This is a genomic window from Lebetimonas sp. JH292 (assembly GCF_000523275.1).
GTDB lineage: Bacteria > Campylobacterota > Campylobacteria > Campylobacterales > Nautiliaceae > Lebetimonas.
Map to the genome: position 1 here is coordinate 1 of NZ_ATHQ01000001.1, position 16,824 is coordinate 16,824.

18 protein-coding genes and 1 pseudogene are annotated in these 16,824 nt (G+C 29.0%); 5 read left to right on the top strand and 14 right to left on the bottom strand.

Going from position 1 to position 16,824, the window contains the following annotated elements:
• Positions 1 to 192 (top strand): annotated as a pseudogene (locus tag DZ64_RS10270) (transposase); the annotation flags it as partial.
• Between the two features lie 104 nt (positions 193 to 296).
• Here the strand turns inward: DZ64_RS10270 and DZ64_RS0100010 are convergent.
• From DZ64_RS0100010 to DZ64_RS0100060, 11 genes are all read right to left on the bottom strand, one after another.
• The gene (locus tag DZ64_RS0100010; protein ID WP_024788943.1) at positions 297 to 830 is read right to left on the bottom strand and encodes an alkylphosphonate utilization protein; all 534 of its coding nucleotides are present in this window, start codon (positions 828 to 830) and stop codon (positions 297 to 299) included.
• Positions 831 to 1,214: 384 nt separating this feature from the next.
• Positions 1,215 to 1,499, bottom strand: a complete 285-nt coding sequence (locus DZ64_RS12540) for a hypothetical protein (RefSeq protein ID WP_024788944.1) — start codon at positions 1,497 to 1,499, stop codon at positions 1,215 to 1,217.
• Positions 1,496 to 1,783, bottom strand: coding sequence for a divalent metal cation transporter (locus DZ64_RS12545; protein WP_024788945.1), 288 nt, complete (start codon positions 1,781 to 1,783; stop codon positions 1,496 to 1,498). The genes DZ64_RS12540 and DZ64_RS12545 overlap by 4 nt, the downstream gene beginning before the upstream one ends.
• Before the next feature lie 184 nt (positions 1,784 to 1,967).
• A complete protein-coding gene (locus DZ64_RS0100025) occupies positions 1,968 to 2,654 on the bottom strand; it encodes a DUF72 domain-containing protein (protein WP_024788946.1) in 687 nt (228 codons plus the stop codon).
• Positions 2,654 to 3,946: a TRAP transporter large permease subunit gene (locus tag DZ64_RS0100030; RefSeq protein WP_024788947.1), complete on the bottom strand. Its 1,293-nt coding sequence runs from the start codon at positions 3,944 to 3,946 to the stop codon at positions 2,654 to 2,656. Before DZ64_RS0100030 ends, DZ64_RS0100025 begins: the two co-directional genes overlap by 1 nt.
• Positions 3,943 to 4,524 carry a TRAP transporter small permease subunit gene (locus DZ64_RS0100035; protein ID WP_024788948.1) on the bottom strand — a complete coding sequence of 194 codons (582 nt, stop codon included), beginning with the start codon at positions 4,522 to 4,524 and terminating at the stop codon, positions 3,943 to 3,945. Before DZ64_RS0100035 ends, DZ64_RS0100030 begins: the two co-directional genes overlap by 4 nt.
• 45 nt (positions 4,525 to 4,569) lie before the next feature.
• Complete coding sequence (locus DZ64_RS0100040) at positions 4,570 to 5,979, bottom strand: UDP-N-acetylmuramoyl-tripeptide--D-alanyl-D-alanine ligase (protein ID WP_024788949.1); 1,410 nt, start codon at positions 5,977 to 5,979, stop codon at positions 4,570 to 4,572.
• An 8-nt stretch (positions 5,980 to 5,987) separates the two neighbouring features.
• Positions 5,988 to 6,257: an acylphosphatase gene (locus DZ64_RS0100045; protein ID WP_024788950.1), complete on the bottom strand. Its 270-nt coding sequence runs from the start codon at positions 6,255 to 6,257 to the stop codon at positions 5,988 to 5,990.
• Positions 6,258 to 7,292, bottom strand: coding sequence for a D-alanine--D-alanine ligase (locus DZ64_RS0100050; protein WP_024788951.1), 1,035 nt, complete (start codon positions 7,290 to 7,292; stop codon positions 6,258 to 6,260).
• On the bottom strand, positions 7,293 to 7,838 hold the full coding sequence (gene ruvA / locus DZ64_RS0100055) for a Holliday junction branch migration protein RuvA (RefSeq protein WP_024788952.1): 546 nt from the start codon (positions 7,836 to 7,838) through the stop codon (positions 7,293 to 7,295).
• Complete coding sequence (locus DZ64_RS0100060; RefSeq protein ID WP_024788953.1) at positions 7,822 to 9,708, bottom strand: flagellar assembly protein A; 1,887 nt, start codon at positions 9,706 to 9,708, stop codon at positions 7,822 to 7,824. Before DZ64_RS0100060 ends, ruvA begins: the two co-directional genes overlap by 17 nt.
• Positions 9,709 to 9,737: 29 nt before the next feature.
• On the opposite strand from DZ64_RS0100060, the gene murJ reads away from it, so the two are divergent.
• The 4 genes from murJ to DZ64_RS0100080 all read left to right on the top strand — a co-directional run bounded on the left by murJ (position 9,738) and on the right by DZ64_RS0100080 (position 14,856).
• On the top strand, positions 9,738 to 10,922 hold the full coding sequence (gene murJ, locus DZ64_RS10275) for a murein biosynthesis integral membrane protein MurJ (protein WP_236618612.1): 1,185 nt from the start codon (positions 9,738 to 9,740) through the stop codon (positions 10,920 to 10,922).
• A 210-nt stretch (positions 10,923 to 11,132) separates the two neighbouring features.
• Positions 11,133 to 12,533, top strand: a complete 1,401-nt coding sequence (gene cysS / locus DZ64_RS0100070) for a cysteine--tRNA ligase (protein ID WP_024788954.1) — start codon at positions 11,133 to 11,135, stop codon at positions 12,531 to 12,533.
• 23 nt (positions 12,534 to 12,556) lie between these two features.
• On the top strand, positions 12,557 to 13,630 hold the full coding sequence (locus DZ64_RS0100075) for a quinone-dependent dihydroorotate dehydrogenase (protein WP_024788955.1): 1,074 nt from the start codon (positions 12,557 to 12,559) through the stop codon (positions 13,628 to 13,630).
• A gap of 2 nt (positions 13,631 to 13,632) precedes the next feature.
• Positions 13,633 to 14,856 (top strand): pitrilysin family protein, encoded by a 1,224-nt coding sequence (locus tag DZ64_RS0100080; RefSeq protein WP_024788956.1) that lies wholly within the window; start codon positions 13,633 to 13,635, stop codon positions 14,854 to 14,856.
• On the opposite strand, the gene DZ64_RS11265 is transcribed toward DZ64_RS0100080, so the two are convergent.
• The 3 genes from DZ64_RS11265 to DZ64_RS0100095 are packed head-to-tail and all read right to left on the bottom strand — an operon-like array spanning position 14,853 to position 16,823.
• Positions 14,853 to 15,923 carry a GGDEF domain-containing protein gene (locus DZ64_RS11265; RefSeq protein WP_024788957.1) on the bottom strand — a complete coding sequence of 357 codons (1,071 nt, stop codon included), beginning with the start codon at positions 15,921 to 15,923 and terminating at the stop codon, positions 14,853 to 14,855. The genes DZ64_RS0100080 and DZ64_RS11265 overlap by 4 nt on opposite strands.
• Positions 15,901 to 16,155: a hypothetical protein gene (locus DZ64_RS0100090; RefSeq protein WP_024788958.1), complete on the bottom strand. Its 255-nt coding sequence runs from the start codon at positions 16,153 to 16,155 to the stop codon at positions 15,901 to 15,903. The genes DZ64_RS11265 and DZ64_RS0100090 overlap by 23 nt, the downstream gene beginning before the upstream one ends.
• A gap of 8 nt (positions 16,156 to 16,163) precedes the next feature.
• Entirely contained in the window at positions 16,164 to 16,823 is a 660-nt protein-coding gene (locus DZ64_RS0100095; RefSeq protein ID WP_024788959.1) for a YggS family pyridoxal phosphate-dependent enzyme, read from the bottom strand.
• Between the last annotated feature and the right edge of the window lies 1 nt (position 16,824).

Below are 16,824 nucleotides of genomic sequence, written 5' to 3' on the forward strand. Positions count from 1 at the left end.
AGAAACTCTTTAAAATTTGTCTCTTACAAAGACAGAAAAGAAATTGCAAAGGATTTAAAATCAGTATATCAAGCTGATACTGAGGATTTAGCCATTCAAAATCTTGAATATTTCAATGAAAAATGGGGCAAAAGATACCCTCATATAAATCCAATTGAATCTTTAAATTCTATCAAAAAATGGAAAAGTAACAGAATCAGAAATTGGTTTGTAATTTATCCGCAACTTGTGATATATTTCTAGGAATTTTTAGTAAAATATCTTAAAGCTTTAGTATATGGGTTTTATTTACACAGTTAATTTGATGGGCTTAAAAACTCCGCTTTTAAATATACCTGACCGATTCCGTCAACTCTGCATGATACATGATCTGGAACATCGCACATTCTTATATTTTTAATTACTGTTCCTCTTTTTATGGTTTTTCCAGCGCCTTTTACATCCAAATCTTTTATAACTGTTACATTATCTCCATTTTTTAATTCATTTCCGTTTGCATCTAAAATTTTTTCTTCTTTTTTGTTTGCAATTGCCATTTCTTCATCTGTTAAATAAATCATATCTGTTAAATCGCTTCTGCCAAGTGCACTTAAAATTTTGTAGCTCAATATTTTTACAGCAGGAACTTCACTCCACATAGCTGTATTTAAACAATTGAAGTGACTTTCATCATAATTTTCTGATTCTATTTGATTTCTACAGGTTTCGCAAAGTACAACATATCCGTCATTATTATCACTTTCAAAAACTACGTATATAGAAAGGTTATTATCACTTTCACATAATTCACATTTATTGTTAGCTCTATTAAAGATTTCTTTTTCATTCATTTTTTTCCTTTTTTAAAAAATTATAACAAATTAGAACTAAATTAAATTATAAAACATAATTAAATTTAAAATTATTGTTGCTACTAAAGTAAATAGAGTAAAAACATTATTAAAAAGCGTATTTTTATATATTATTATAAGGAAAATCGTCTAAAACCTGTGAATAATAAAGGGCATCAACTACTGATAAAGGTGAAATAACAATAATATCTCCAAAATTACGCCAATAGAAAATAGGGCAAAAGCATATTTCCCGGCTACCGGTTTTAAAGCTTCAGCTATACTTTGAATTGTATCTATATTGTTATGACCAAGCATACGATAAAAGATTAGAATATATCATCCCAATAATTGTATCTATTGTTTTTTGCTTGAACGACTGTTTTATGTTCTTCTTTTTCTTCTGCAGCGTGCCGCTATAATCCAAGCTGTTTTCATTTCAATATGAGGAATAAAAGTATTTAAAAGAACTTCTTTAATGTTTGGATGGGCAATAATAGCATTTATAATATATACCAATAATATTAAATATATTGCAATATATCCAATAAATGCCGTTATTGGAATAAGAAAATAAAGTTGATTTTTACCTGTAATAATGCCTAAAATAGCAGCTAATGCTTCTAAATCTGCTCCTATTGTTAAAATATTAGCAACAGAAAATATCAAAATTTATTATAAAACGCATTTGTAAGTTCAGGTAAACTTTTACCCGTTACAAGAGCAATTCTTACAATTGTATTTTGAACACCAATCATCATAGGAGTTGATAATAAAAGTAACCATAGCTGAGAAAATCCGGTAGTAGCTCCCACCATCGTATAAGTTACAATTCCTGCAGGATCATCACTAGCACCTCCTGTAATAATGCCAGGACCTAATTCTTTAATTCTTTCACGGTTTTTTGCTATATCTGATTTGATTTTTTCTTTAAAATTTTCAAATTTAGACATATAGTTTTCCTAATTTTTCAATATCTTTATAATAATATTAACATAGTTTTGTATTTTTGTTTTGTATTTTTTAAATAATAATGGAATTGGAATAATTAAATATTTGTTTTTTATTTGCTTTTATAGAAATAAAAATTTAATTTATTATTTAGTTAACATAATGTATATTCTCTTAAAATTATTTTTAAAGCTTCATAAACCTTTGTGCATCTTTAAATGCACTGTTATCATCAGTGTTATTAAAATAAACAAAAGATTCATCTAAAAGATTTAATTTAATACTTTTTAAAATATCATCAGGATAAGAGCCTACATATTTTCCGCTAAATCCGTGAAATCTTACATAATTAAAATCTGCGGTATACTCAAAAACAAACTCCTGATTATAATCATGCCAAACCAAACAAATATTAGCGTTCTTCATAATTTCATATACTTCATCGTTATACCAGGTTTTATTTCTGCATTCTATTGCATATTTTAAATTTTTATCCAAAGCATTTACAAAATTTAACAAAAGTTCTTTTTTATATTTTAAGCTTGGAGGAAGCTGAAAAAGAATTACCCCTAATTTATCTCCCAAAACAGATACAATATTCAAAAATTCTTTTAATTTATCCGCATTTTTTAATTTTGAAGTATGAGTTATTATTTTATTGGATTTAATTGAAAGTTTAAAATCATTTTTAATTTTATATTTCCAGTTTTTTATTGTTGTAATTTTAGGAAATCTGTAAAAGGTTGAATTAAGTTCAAGCGAATTAAAGAACTTAACATAATATTCCAGCCATTTGGAAGTTGGAAGCCCGGAAGGGTAAAAATCCCCTTGCCAGTTGCGGTAAAAATAACCGCTTGTTCCTATATATACCATTACTTAACCATTATGTGCACCAAATGCGGATAAAAAATCAGTATCAAAAGAGCAATAACCTGAAAAATAATAAAAGGAATTACACCTATGTATAAATCTTTGGTCTGAATTTTATCCCCAGCCGCTCCTTTTAAATAAAACAGGCTGAATCCGAAAGGCGGTGTTAAAAAGGATGTTTGTAAGTTGACAGCTATAAGCAGTGCAAACCAAAGAGGGTCTATTCCAAACTGTTGAACAATAGGAATTAAAATAGGAATAACAATAAATGTAATTTCGACAAAATCTACAAAAAAACCTAAAATAAAAATAACCAGCATTGTAATTGCAACAAATATATACGGATTTGAAATGTCCTGGGTAAAAAACTGTGTAATTAAATCCCCTGCCCCGCTTTCGTTAAATACCAGTGAAAATGCCCTTGCACCGATTAACACCATAAAAACCATGGCGGTAGTTTTTACTGTTTCAACGCTTGAATATCTCAAAAGTTCCCAATTAAATGTTTTATATACAATTGCTAAAATAATTGAGCCAAGAGCACCTATTGCCGCTGATTCCGTAGGTGTTGCAAAGCCTGCAAATATACTTCCCAATACCAATATAATTAAAATAGAAGGTGCAATTAAAGATTTTAAAGCATCAATTATTATTTTTGAATATTTTTCGTCTGTCTCAATGGCCGGAGCAATTTCAGGTTTTATAAAAGCCAAAATTAAAATATATATAATATAAAGTCCGACTATAATTAATCCCGGAATTACAGCAGCTTTAAATAAATCACCTACACTTATCTGCATAACCGCTCCCAAAATAATTAAAACAATGCTTGGAGGAATAATCTGACCAAGAGTACCGCTTGCCGCAATTACACCGCTTGCAAGACGTGGAGAATATCCGTGTCTAATCATTACAGGAAGTGATATAACCGTCATCATCACGACGCTTGCACCCACAATTCCCGTAGATGCGGCTAAAATTGCACCGACTACAACAATTGCTATTGCAAGCCCTCCCCTTACGGGTCCAAATAATTTTCCAATTGATTCAAGCATATTTTCGGCAATTTTGCTTTTTTCTAATATAAATCCCATAAGAATAAACAAAGGAACGGCCATAAGTGTAAAATTCTGCATAACACCGTATATTCTATAAGGCAAAAGCCCAAAAACGTCAAGTCCTATGTTTGGATCGATAAATGCAACAAAAATCGCACTTGCGCCAAAAGCAAAAGCAACCGGAATACCGAGCATTAATAAAACAAATGCCACCGCAAAAAGAATTATACCTGTCATTTTACACCTTTTAATTTATAATATGCTTTTCTAAGTTCGGCTACACATTGTATTATTACCACTAAAAAAGCCCATATTATCGCCGATTTAATAATCCATCTGCAGCAAAGCCCACCCGGGTCTGCTGATTGTTCATGCATAGAATAACTCATTTGAACAAAAGGAATAGCTTCAATCACTATTAAAGTCGATAGGGGAATTACAAAAAAAATAATTGTAATTATTTGAATTATCGCCTTAATTTTTATCGGAAATTTGTCATAAAATATGTCCACCCTTACGTGCTTATCCCTAGCTAAAGTATAAGCTATGGAAAAAAGAAATGTTATATCAAACAGATGCCATTCAAGCTCCTGCATAGCAATGCTTCCGCCATGCCACAATTTCCTTGCAATTACATCATAACTTACAATTAGAGTCATTGTTATAAGAGCAATTATAGATATAATCATAAAAAATTTGCTTAAATTTTCAGCCATTAAATCAATTTTGGGAATAAAAGAGAGAATAATTACAGCTATTGCAACACCGATAATACTTAAATCGATGTGATTACTCAAATTTAATAAAAAATCCATTTCTAATCCTTTAACTTTTCATTTTTAACTTTTAATTTTTAACTTTTATAAGTATTCTGGCAAATCATTGCTAAAAAGAATTAAATCCCCCGTTTTTGTAACATCAGACAATATCTTTTCAAGATTGTTTTTATTTTTAAGAATTATTTTTTCTATTGTTAAATTTTCACAAAGCGTTTTTCTGTTAGCTTCCCCCGTAATAATTGCAATATCAAAAACACTGTTTATTTTTTTTGCAATTTTTTCATTCATCTCTTTCGTACCCTCTACAATTCCTGGAGTTACAATAATTTTTCTTCCGTTAAATTCTTTTACCAAATCATATGAGCTCAACATTCCTTCAATATTACCGTTGAAGCTGTCATCAATAATTATTTTGCCGCCCACTTCTATTTTTTGAAGTCTGTGGGGTACATTTTCCAATTTTAGCACTTTGTATTTTATTTTTTCAATATTTTTTATAAATTCTATCGCAACAAAGACGGCAAGTGTTACATTTAGTGCATTAAATTCCCCTAAAACTGCTGATTTAAAATGCTGGGGTTCTCCGTTTATTTCCACATCCCACTCTATTCCATTTAGAGATGATTTCACATTTTTTATTTTATCTTTTATTACAATTACTTTTTCATTGTCTATTTTCTCGTATGAAAAACCTTTTTTTAATTTCGGACTTTCAAAAATTTCAAATTTAGTTTTTTTAATATTTTCCAATGTTTTAAAATATTCTATATGCTGAGGGCCTATTTTTCCAAGTACTGAGTATTCGTTTTCTAAAAATTTAACTATCTCTTTTATATCTCCTTTTTCCCTTGCCCCGGCTTCAGCTATGTAAATTTGTGTATCTTCGGGTAAATCTCTGTTTATATCTAAAACAATGCCTTTTATCGTATTTACGCTTCTCGGGGTTTTATAAGTTTTATAATCATCTTTTAACAACTGATAAATAAAGTTTTTAATTGAAGTTTTTCCGTAACTTGCAGTTATTGCAATAATGGTAGGATTAATTTTATTTAATTTTTCTTTTGCCTTTCTTTTGTATGCTAAAAACAGAATATATTCAATCCATTCAGAAAACATTATACTGAATATTAAAACACACAAAATACCGATACCCGGATTTATTTTGAGTTTATATATAAAAAGCAGATTTATTGTTTCAAGCAGCCCTAAAATTAAAAAAAATCTTTTTACCCTTTTTGTAATATTTAAACCTTTGGTTCTTCTGGCCCATAAAAATACTGCGGGAATTAAACCGAAAAAAAGATATATCCAAAAAAATTTATAAGCTACAATATAAGTAACAACAGGAACAACAAAATATATCAAATGCCAAAAAGGTTTATGAAAATGAAATATAATTCTTTTAACTTTATAGTTATACCATTGAAGCGTGGTAATTAAATAAAATCCCAAAACATAAGCCGTTATAAAATTAACAATCAATTCAAACATAGATTTCCTTAATACCTGATTTCAAAATCACTAAATTTAATTTCAGGTATTTCCTGATATTCAATATTTTCCACAATGGAATAAGGAGAGCCTTCCTTTAATATTTCTAAAAATTCTTTTAAACTTTTCTCATTTTCAATATTTGCCACTGTTTCAACCATTCCGTCAGGAATATTTTTAATATAACCTTTGAATCCTCTCTTTCTTGCTTTTTCACTTACAAATTTTCTATACCAGACACCCTGCACCCTGCCGGAAATTAAAAATTTATAAGTCATTTATTTTCCTTTTGCCATTTGTATTTTGTTAATATACTGATAATCAATTATAATCTTTTCTTCCAAAGTTACACTTTTTGCAAGCATTTCCAATTTATTTTCAAAATCGTCAAACAGATAATTAGCCATACTTCCGGGAATTGGATTTATTTCATTAAGATAAATAATTCCGTCTTTTTCAAAAAAATCACATCTAATCAGTGCGTTTTTAAATGTTTTGTTATAAATTTTTGTAAAATTTTCTTTTATTATTATTTCTAAGTTTTGTTCAATATCACTTAACATAATATTTTTTCTACTGAAATCTAAATATTTTTTTTCAAAATCAAGATATTCTTTTTTTTCAACTTTTTCTATTTTTGAGAATATAAATTCTTCATTTGCCAAAAAACCGGCAAGATTATATTCATTAATTCCCTCTACAAACGGCTCTGCTATAATTAAATCATCAAATTCCCTTGCAACATCAAACGCATAATCAAGTTCATTCTGATTTTTTGCAATGCCGACCCCTATGCTGCTGCCAAGTCTGGCAGGTTTTACTATTATGGGAAAATTAAATTTTGTTTTTGGAGAATTTATTATTTCATATTCAATTACTTCGACACCTATTTCTTTAGCATAAGCTTTAGTTAAAACTTTGTTATAACTTATTGCACTTGCCTCAATATTCGGAGATATGGCTTTTATATTAAAAAATTCGAGCATTCCCGGTATTTTACCGTCTTCACCGTCTCGTCCGTGCACAAGATTAATTGCAACGTCAAAACTTAATTTTTCTTCTTTTTTTAAAATTCCTTTTTTGTAAAAAAATCCGCCCTTTTTTATTTCCAATTTTTGTGATTTTTTATATTCACCACTCGCAAAAAACTTACTTTTCATATTTTCTTTTTCTATTAAGTAAAAATCTCTCTTCTCATCTATAAAAACAAATTTTAACTCATTGTTTTTTATTTTCTCTTTCAGTGTTATCGCACTTACAATTGAAATTTCATGTTCAAAACTCTGCCCTCCGAATATAATAAGAAAAGTCATTTATTTTACTCCTTTGCTAAGTCTTTTAAGTCCTTCTTTAATCATTTCTTCAACACTGCCTACCTCTACCCCGTCAAGTGCTTTTAAAATATCTTTTTTATTAAAGCCCAAATTTTCAAGGGCTGTTAAAGCCTGATTAAAAACGGGATTTACATTTTCTATTTCAAATTCGCTCATTTCCATTAATATTCTTTTAGCACTCTTAGGACCTATTCCAGGGACTTTTTTAAGTGCTTCAATATTTTTGGTTGAAATTATATCCATAAAAGTTTCGGGAGTGTAGGTTGAACAGATTGCAAGAGCTACTTTTGGGCCGACTCCGTTTAATTTAATAAGCCGCTCAAAAAGTTTTTTTTCATTTTTATCTAAAAACCCATATAAGCTGTATTCGTTTTCTTTGATAATTTCAGTAATATAATATATTCCGTCTGATGCATTTGAAAAAGTAAACATACTGACATTCAGTTCATAAACAATCCCGTTTACTTCCAAAAAAATTTTACCGCCTTCTTTTTCAAAAATTCTACCCTTAAGAGCCGCTATCATTATTTTCCTTTATTTTTATTTTTACTATTTTTTTTATATTTCCAAAATCTTTAAGTTTAAATCCGCAAACACCTTCGTTGCCTTTAGTATCATATGTCAGTTTTATCGGGGGTTCTACAAAATCAAATTCTATTCTGTTATAAGGTGTCCATGGGCTTAAAGAGAGAATTTTTGCATATATTACGGCATTTTGTAATTTATCGATTGTTTCTTTCATCTCTTTTATTCCCTGTTTTAATTCCTCGATTTTTTCTTTTAATTCAACCGTTTTTTGTTTAAAAGAATTAAATTCTTTTAATTTTTTTATTATAGCGGGTAAAGTTTTTATACCTTTTGTTTTATTTTGTAAGTATAATTTTTTCAATTCATTAACAGAACTTTTATTTTCTTTCAAAACCCTTAATCTTTTATTATATTCTTCTATATTGATTTTTAAATCCCTTTTTATTTCTCCCAGTTTTTTTTGTAATTTGTCTGTATCTATGCTTTCACCCAATACCTTGGCAGGAGAAATAATTAATTTATTTTCACTTCCTTTTAAAGTATGTATTTTAATCTCGTCCAGTGCGTAACATTTTAAATAGGAACCTAAAATTTCTATTTCTACTTTTTTAGCAAAAATTTCCCCTCCCACTACCTGAGAAATTACCGCCTTATTTGCTCTTACTGTTCCGTTTTCAAGCCTTGTTATTTTTATTTCATCTGCTTCAACATATCCTTTATGAATATTTATTTCTCCTTTTTGGGTATAAATTTTACTCTTTTGATGAGTCTGTCCCATTATTTTTAAATCTTTACATTTAATCAATGCGGAATTTCCGACATTTCCCCTTACAATTAATGTTGTTGTTTCAACCGTGGTGTTATCCCCTATGGCCTCTTTGAGCGCATCGGATTCTTTTACGTCAATTTTAATATCACTTTCTTTGGCACCTGTAACATCACCTGTTTTTATATTAATCTGTTTTATCTCCATTTCATCTTTTATTACGAACACTCCGGAATCATTATACAAATATCCGTTTTTTAATGCTGTAAAAACTATTTTTTCATTATCTTCCTCTTTTTTTATTGTTTTCTGGTCGTATCCAATACTTGGAATTTCAAAATCTTTGACTTTTTCGGCCAAAATTATTTTTCCTCTGCAGTTTCTGCCGTTTTTACCCGGTTTTGTTTTTTTTATCTCTATTAAAATCTCGCCTGCTTTTACGGGATAAATAAGCTCTTTTTTTACAGCAGTTTCATTTTTTTTATAATGATAAACCACTTCTCCCTGAACAGTGGGGATTTCATCTATACCTTTACATAACAATATTTCTTCTTCACATTCCAAAGAACCTATTATTCTTAATTTTGCAACTGTTTTTTCTATTGATTCATTCATTTTTTCATCAAACAAATTTATTAATAAAGAGTTCCTTATTTTTTTCTTATTAAGTTCTTCTCTAAATTTTTCAAACAGAATGTCACTGTATACAATAAGTGATTTTGGCGAAAGAATAAATTTTGCCCCCTTTAATTTTTCATTTATTTCTATTTTCCCTATTAATTCAAAGTCACTTACTTCATATTTAATTATTTTAATCTCATACACCTGCTTTATCTCGTTTTTTTCATTTCTCAAAAAGTTTTCGTTTTTAAGTAACATTTTTGAATCTTCATCAACTTCAATAAACTCATGGTCGTTTTCTGTTTTTATAAAGGTTTTAACTTCAGTTATTTCAAAATCAAGATTCGAAAAAGGAATATTGTATTTGGAGGAAATTTTGGCAAGAGTATCATTAACATTTTCGGTTCTTACGACCAGAGGCAGGGCTTGTATCTCTTTTTTTTCCTCGTTTTCTTTTTTAAAAAAACCAAACAGACCCACATTAAACCTTTTTTGATATAATACCGCTTATGATTAAAGCAATAATTATAAATTTTTTAGGTATTTTCAATTCGAGAATTCTCGGATTTATCAGGGATTTGCTGAGTGCCTCTATACTCGGGGCAAATATGTATTCCGATATCTTTTTTGTCGCTTTCAAATTTCCCAACCTTTTTAGAAGAATTTTTGCCGAAGGAGCCTTCAGCCAAAGTTTTCTGCCGACATTTGCAAAAACTAAAAACAAAGCACGGTTTGCGTATATAATTTTTATCAAGTTTTTTATAATTATACTTATTTTAAGCCTTTTTGTAACTATTTTCAGAGATTTTGTCACCAATATTTTAGCATACGGTTTCAGCAATGAGGCAAAAAAAATAGCTTCCCCTCTTATTGCCGTTAATTTCTGGTATTTGGATTTTATATTTATAGTAACTTTTCTTGCGAGTTTACTTCAATATAAAAATCATTTTGCAGTTACCGCTTTTTCAACAGCTCTTCTTAATATTTCGTTGATAGCGGCTTTAATCATTTCAAAAAACCTGCCTAAAAAAGAGATTATCTGGTATTTAAGTTTAGGTGTTTTAATAGGAGGATTTGCCCAGTTAACAGCTCATTTGATAATGGCCAAAAAGAAAAAAATTTTAAGAGCGCTTCTTATCGGATGTAAAAGAGAGGAAAAAATTGACATAAGTGAATTCAAAAGACATTTTTTACCTTCTGTATTTGGAAATTCCACCGCACATATTTCAGCATTTTTAGATACATGGCTTGCTACATTTTTGGTATCCGGGAGTATAAGTTATTTATATTATGCAAACAGACTTTTTCAGCTTCCTTTTGCTTTGTTTGTCATTGCAACTTCAACTGTGTTTTTCCCAAAAATAACAAAACTTTTAAATTCAAAAAAAGAGGATAAAGCAATTTCGATGATGAAAAAAATTTTTTGGATTTTACTTTATTCGCTGATATTGGCAACTGTTGTGGGAATAATGGATTCAAAAGAAATAATAAAAGTCTTGTTTGAAAGAGGTGCATTTACCCATACTGACACTATAATGACGGCAAATGTTTTAATTATGTATTTAATTGGACTTATTCCTTATGGTATTGGCAAACTATTTTCAAGCTATATGTATGCAATACATAAACATTTAAAAGCAGCCAAAATATCAGCAGTTGCTTTGGGGGGAAATATATTTTTTCAATTATTTTAATTATTCCACTTAAAGTTTACGGCCTTGCACTCTCGAGCAGTATAGCGGGAATAATCATGTCATATTTATATATAAAAGAATTTTCATTTAAACTGTTTTTTAAGTTTTTTGAAAAAAAGTTATTTCTTTTATTTGATATTATGCATAATTGCAAGTATAATTACTGCTATAATTTTTAAAAAGATTTTATTGTTAATTTAAAGGAGCAAAATGAAAATATATGATTCACATTTAAAAGAAAAAGTTGAATTTAAATCGATTAAAGATAATGAAGTCAGAATTTATGTGTGCGGTCCTACCGTATATGATGACGCTCACTTAGGACATGCGAGAAGTTCCGTCAGTTTTGACTTGCTTAGAAGAACTCTTATGGCACTTGGATACAAAGTAACTTTTGTAAAAAATTTTACGGATATTGATGATAAAATCATAAATAAAATGAAAGACACTTCTAAGAGTTTAAAAGAATTAACCGAATATTATATAAATTCTTATTTGAGAGACATGGATGAGCTTAATATACTAAGAGCGGATATAGAGCCAAAAGCAACCGAAACACTTGAAGAAATGTTTGATTTGATTGAAAAGCTTGTAAAAAACGGATGTACCTATACTTTGAAAAACGGGGATATATATTTTGATACATCAAAAGACCCCCAATACTGCTCTCTTTCGAACAAATGCCAGGACAGTGAAGAAAATATTCACAGAATAGAAACCGAAGGCAAAAAAAACCCAAGAGATTTTGCCCTATGGAAAGCATGCAAAGGAGAAAATGATGTCTGTTTTGATTCTCCTTTCGGTAAAGGAAGACCCGGGTGGCATTTGGAATGCTCCGCTATGATTAAAAAACATATTGCTTATCCTGATGGTGAATATCAGATTGATTTACACGGAGGGGGAGCGGATTTGTTTTTTCCCCATCATGAAAACGAAGAAGCGCAAAGCTGGTGCGCATACAATCAACATTTGGCAAAATACTGGATGCACAACGGTTTTGTAACAATTAACGGTGAAAAAATGAGCAAATCCCTTGGAAACAGCTTCTTTGTAAAAGACGCTCTAAAACATTATTCCGGGGAAGTTTTAAGATTTTATTTGATGGGTACTCACTACAGGGCCCCTCTTAATTTCTCTGAAGAGGATTTAATTGCCAGCAAAAAAAGACTGGATAAATTATACAGACTTAAAAAAAGGGTTTACGCAATAGCTAAAAAACAAAAAGATGAAGAGTTTGAAAACAAATTGCTTGATGCTATGAAAGATGATTTAAATATTTCAAAAGCCCTGGCTGCTATAGACGAATTTGTTAAACTCTCGAATGAAAAACTGGATAAAAATCCAAAAGATAAAACATTAAAACAAAAAATTATAAGCAATATTGATTTTATTGATAAACTCCTCGGTGTCGGCGGAAGCGATGCTTATAAATATTTTCAAAGCGGCATAGATGAAAATTTAAAAACAAAAATTGAAGAATTAATTCAAAAAAGGAAATCTGCCAGAAAAAACAGAGATTTTACCCTTGCCGATAAAATAAGAGATGAACTAAATAAATTGGATATTCAAATCCAGGATACCCCAAACGGAACCGTATGGGAAAAAATATAAGGAATGAAAATGGATAATGGAAAATGGATATTTTTAAAACTATAAAACCCCTAATTTACAAAACCGACCCGGAATTTGCACATAATGCAGTTGAGACAATTTTCAAAACTGCAAGACGTTGCCCTCTTTTTTTTAATTCTTTAACAAAAAGAAATTTTATTGATAACCCTATATTAAATCAAAAAATATGGGATTTGGAATTTAAAAACCCCGTAGGTGTTGCGGCGGGATTTGACAAAAATGCAACTATGGTTTCGGCCTGGCCCGCACTCGGTTTCGGATGGGGAGAAATCGGTGCTGTAACACCTCTGCCGCAGCCTGGCAATGAAAAACCCCGTTCATGGAGACATGTAGAATATGAAGCTATTCAAAACGCTTTTGGATTTAACAATGAAGGAGTTGAAGTTATAAAAAAAAGACTATCCAAGATATATCCTTTTATTTTACCGATAGCGGCAAATATAGGAAAAAATAAAACCACACCTGAAGATAAAGCGATAGAGGATTATAAAATTTTGGTAAAAGAGCTTAAAGATGTAGTCGATTTTTTTGTAATTAATATTTCATCTCCAAACACACCAAATCTCAGGAATCTATTAAACGAAGAATTTATAAATAATATTTTTAATGAATTAAAACCGCTTACTAAAAAACCGATACTCATTAAATTTTCTCCGGATATGGAAGATGCTGATATTGTAAATCTGGCAAACATAAGCGTAGAAGCCGGGGCTGATGGTATAATTGCCACAAACACCACAATAAATTACGATATTATAAATTCCCCTATAAAAAGAGGTGGAATTTCAGGTAAACCTTTAGCAAAAAGAAGTTTTGAAGTATTGAGAATAATTGCTTCTGAAATATTTGGAAAAGTACCTATTATCAGTGTGGGAGGCATAGACAGTGCCGAAGAAGCCTATAAAAGAATAAGAATGGGGGCAAGTCTTCTTCAGATTTATACGGCAATAATTTACAAAGGCCCTGGAATTGTAAGGAAAATAAATAAAGGATTGATTGAACTTTTGAAAAAAGACGGGTTCAATCATATTTCTGAAGCAACAGGTATAGATATTCCAAAAAAAATTAAAGGATAAAAATGCTTCCAAAATTTTATTCTCATAAATTAAAAAACAATCTGGAAATTATAGCAATACCTTGCAACAAAGGAAGCAATGTAATTACAAGCAATATATTTTATAAAGTCGGAAGCAGAAACGAAGTTTTGGGAAAAACGGGTATAGCCCATATGTTGGAACATATGAATTTTAAATCAAGCAAAAATTTAAAAGAAGGCGAATTTGATAAAATTGTAAAATCTATAGGAGGCGTGGATAACGCTTCGACAGGTTTTGATTATACACATTATTATATTAAAACATCTTCAAATTATCTTGGTAAAACATTTTTCCTTTTCAGTGAAGTTATGAGTAATCTTAATTTAAATGATGATGAATTTCAAAGAGAAAGAAAAGTTGTTTATGAAGAAAGACTCTGGAGAGTAGATAATAATCCGGTGGGATATTTATATTTTAGACTTTTTAACAATGCATTTCTTTACCATCCGTATCACTGGACACCTATCGGTTTTAAAGAAGATATATTAAGCTGGACAATAGACGATATAAGAGATTTTCATTCAACATATTACCAGCCTAAAAACGCTATTTTACTTGTTGTGGGAGACATTACACCTAAAAGCGTATTTAAAGAAGCGCAAAAATATTTTTCAAAAATAGAAAATAAAAAAGAAATTCCAAATTTTCATTATAAAGAACCGGAACTTGACGGAGACAAATTTATTGAAATAAAAAGACAAACTAAAGTAAACATTGTAGCCCTTGCTTTTCATATACCTGAATTTAATCATAAAGACCAGATAATTTTAAGCGCATATTCGGAAATATTAAGCGGTGGGAAAAGTGCTGTTTTAAAAGAAAAACTTCAATATAAAAAAGAATTGGTGAGTGAAATATATGCATATAATATGGAATTAAAAGATAAAGGAATATTTTTAGCACTTGCAGTATGTAATCCCGGGGTTGAGCCTAAAAAAGTTGAAAAAGAAATTAAAAAAATTTTATTAAATACAAAACCGACTAAAAAACTTTTAAACAAAATAAAAAACACCACAAAACTCGATTTTATAACTTCAATGGAAAGCAGCGGCGGAATTAGCAATATTTTTGGTGATTATTTTGCAAAAGGGGACATCAGTCCTCTTCTTAATTATGAAGAAAATATATCAAAATTAAAACCAGAGGATTTTGAAAAAATTAAAAAATATTTTGAAAAAGGGGTTAGTGTTATTTTACATTCTTAATTTTCAATATATTTATCAACTATAGCTCTATTTTTTCCACTTTTTTTTGCCGTATACATTAATTTATCCGCTTTTTCTATTAAATTTTTTACAGGCACTCTATTTTTTAATTTTACAAAAAGACCTCCAACACTAACTGTTACGTTTATTTTAAAATTTTCAAAATTAATTTCTTTAGAAGCTACAGCTTCTCTAATTTCTTCCAATTTGTTTTTTAAAGTATTGATATCTTTTATTGCAGAAAAAACAATTATAAACTCTTCCCCTCCGTATCTAAATAAATAATCTGAAAGTCTAATTTTGTTTTTAATAGTAGACGCAATATTTTTTAATACTTCATCTCCCGCTAAATGATCGTAAGTATCATTTACTTTTTTAAAATTATCAATATCTATAAAAGCTATTGCAAATGGTTTTTGTGATACAATAGAAACATCTTCAATACCTAAAATCAAACCCTCTAAACTCGCTCTTGTTAAAGTTTTTGTAAGAGGGTCTAATTTTAATTTTTTAATTTCCATTGCAGTTAGATTTGTTATCAAAAAAGATAAAAACATTAAAGAATTTTTTATAAATTCATTATATTTTTCAATTAATAATAGATAATTTTCTTCCTCTTTTAAAACAACTATTTGTTCAATTATTTCATTTAAATTATTTAAAAGTTTTAAAATTTTTTCTTTTTTATGTTTTTTATCAATAGTTTCAATTCTGTTTTCAATATTTGCCAAATAAACCTTTTCCTGGAATTTATTATCATTATATGTTAAATAATTTAAAAAGTTTTCAGTAAGGTTTAAAAAATAATTTACATATTTAAAAAGTTCTCTATCACTAGATTTTAATGAACTTAATATATAATCGCTAAACAAAATTTTTTCTCTGTCAATATAATCTTGTAAATAACTAAGTGCTGAATAATTTCTAAGTAAATTAAAAAAATTGTTTGTTTGTATAAAAAATTTTTCAACATCACAAAAATCAAACTTATCAATGTTTTTAAAAATATTTTTTAAAAAAGAAAGTTCCAAAAAATTAATGTTTTCAAGATATATGTAATAATCCATTCCAAAATGATCCAATTTTTTTTATTCTGTTTTTTATTTTTTCATTTTTTTCATTTACAAAAAACTCAAAAATTTTTACTAAATTATTTTCATATTCTTCTATCAAAAGTAAAAAATCATTATTATTAAAAAATCTTTTAGTGTAATTGTCACTTTTTAATTTTTCAATTAAATTATCATAAGCTTTTTTTAATAATTGATTAAAATAAATTTTTAGATCATTCTTATCCATATCAGCCCTTACAAATAACTATTTAGTAAAGCGCTTCCGACCCTTATCATATTGCTCCCCTCTTCTATTGCTATTTCGAAATCATTGCTCATACCCATTGAGCATATTTTTGCCCCGTATGGCATTAATTTTTCAAAAATATTATAAGTCAGTTTAAAACTTTTTCTAATCTCTTTTTCATCATCGCTGTGGGCACCTATTGTCATAAGGCCTTTAAGCTCTATATTTTTCAAATTTTCTTTTATTTTCAAATATGTTTCAATTGCTTTTTCAGGTTCTAAGCCGTGTTTTGTAGGCTCCCCTGAAGAATTAATTTCAAGCAGGCACTTAACAGGTTTTTCAGCTCTTTTATCAATTGCTTCGGCTAATTCATAAGAATTAATTGACTGAATCATAAAAGGGTCAAGTGAAAGTAGTTTATTTATCTTGTTTTTTTGCAAATTACCTATAAAATGCCATTCAATTGGGTATTCTTCTAAAGCTTTTACTTTTTTCTCCATATCCTGAACCCTGTTTTCGCCAAACGCCCTCTGACCTTCATTATAAAGTTTGAGAAGAGGTTCTAAATTATGGGTATATTTTGTAACGGCTACAATCTGAACAATTAAATGCTCGCTTCTTTTAAGCCTTGCAACCTCAACTTTTTGTATCAATTCATCCAATGTCATT

Coding starts and splice junctions, on each gene's coding strand:
- DZ64_RS12545 (WP_024788945.1), bottom strand. CDS start 1,783: ATGTCTAAATTTGAAAATTTTAAAGAAAAAATCAAATCAGATATAGCA.
- cysS (WP_024788954.1), top strand. CDS start 11,133: ATGAAAATATATGATTCACATTTAAAAGAAAAAGTTGAATTTAAATCG.
- DZ64_RS0100030 (WP_024788947.1), bottom strand. CDS start 3,946: ATGACAGGTATAATTCTTTTTGCGGTGGCATTTGTTTTATTAATGCTC.
- DZ64_RS0100045 (WP_024788950.1), bottom strand. CDS start 6,257: ATGACTTATAAATTTTTAATTTCCGGCAGGGTGCAGGGTGTCTGGTAT.
- DZ64_RS0100010 (WP_024788943.1), bottom strand. CDS start 830: ATGAATGAAAAAGAAATCTTTAATAGAGCTAACAATAAATGTGAATTA.
- DZ64_RS0100040 (WP_024788949.1), bottom strand. CDS start 5,979: ATGTTTGAATTGATTGTTAATTTTATAACGGCTTATGTTTTGGGATTT.
- DZ64_RS0100095 (WP_024788959.1), bottom strand. CDS start 16,823: ATGACATTGGATGAATTGATACAAAAAGTTGAGGTTGCAAGGCTTAAA.
- DZ64_RS0100080 (WP_024788956.1), top strand. CDS start 13,633: ATGCTTCCAAAATTTTATTCTCATAAATTAAAAAACAATCTGGAAATT.
- DZ64_RS0100075 (WP_024788955.1), top strand. CDS start 12,557: ATGGATATTTTTAAAACTATAAAACCCCTAATTTACAAAACCGACCCG.
- DZ64_RS0100050 (WP_024788951.1), bottom strand. CDS start 7,292: ATGACTTTTCTTATTATATTCGGAGGGCAGAGTTTTGAACATGAAATT.
- DZ64_RS11265 (WP_024788957.1), bottom strand. CDS start 15,923: ATGGATTATTACATATATCTTGAAAACATTAATTTTTTGGAACTTTCT.
- DZ64_RS0100035 (WP_024788948.1), bottom strand. CDS start 4,524: ATGGATTTTTTATTAAATTTGAGTAATCACATCGATTTAAGTATTATC.
- ruvA (WP_024788952.1), bottom strand. CDS start 7,838: ATGATAGCGGCTCTTAAGGGTAGAATTTTTGAAAAAGAAGGCGGTAAA.
- DZ64_RS0100025 (WP_024788946.1), bottom strand. CDS start 2,654: ATGGTATATATAGGAACAAGCGGTTATTTTTACCGCAACTGGCAAGGG.
- murJ (WP_236618612.1), top strand. CDS start 9,738: ATGATTAAAGCAATAATTATAAATTTTTTAGGTATTTTCAATTCGAGA.
- DZ64_RS0100090 (WP_024788958.1), bottom strand. CDS start 16,155: ATGGATAAGAATGATCTAAAAATTTATTTTAATCAATTATTAAAAAAA.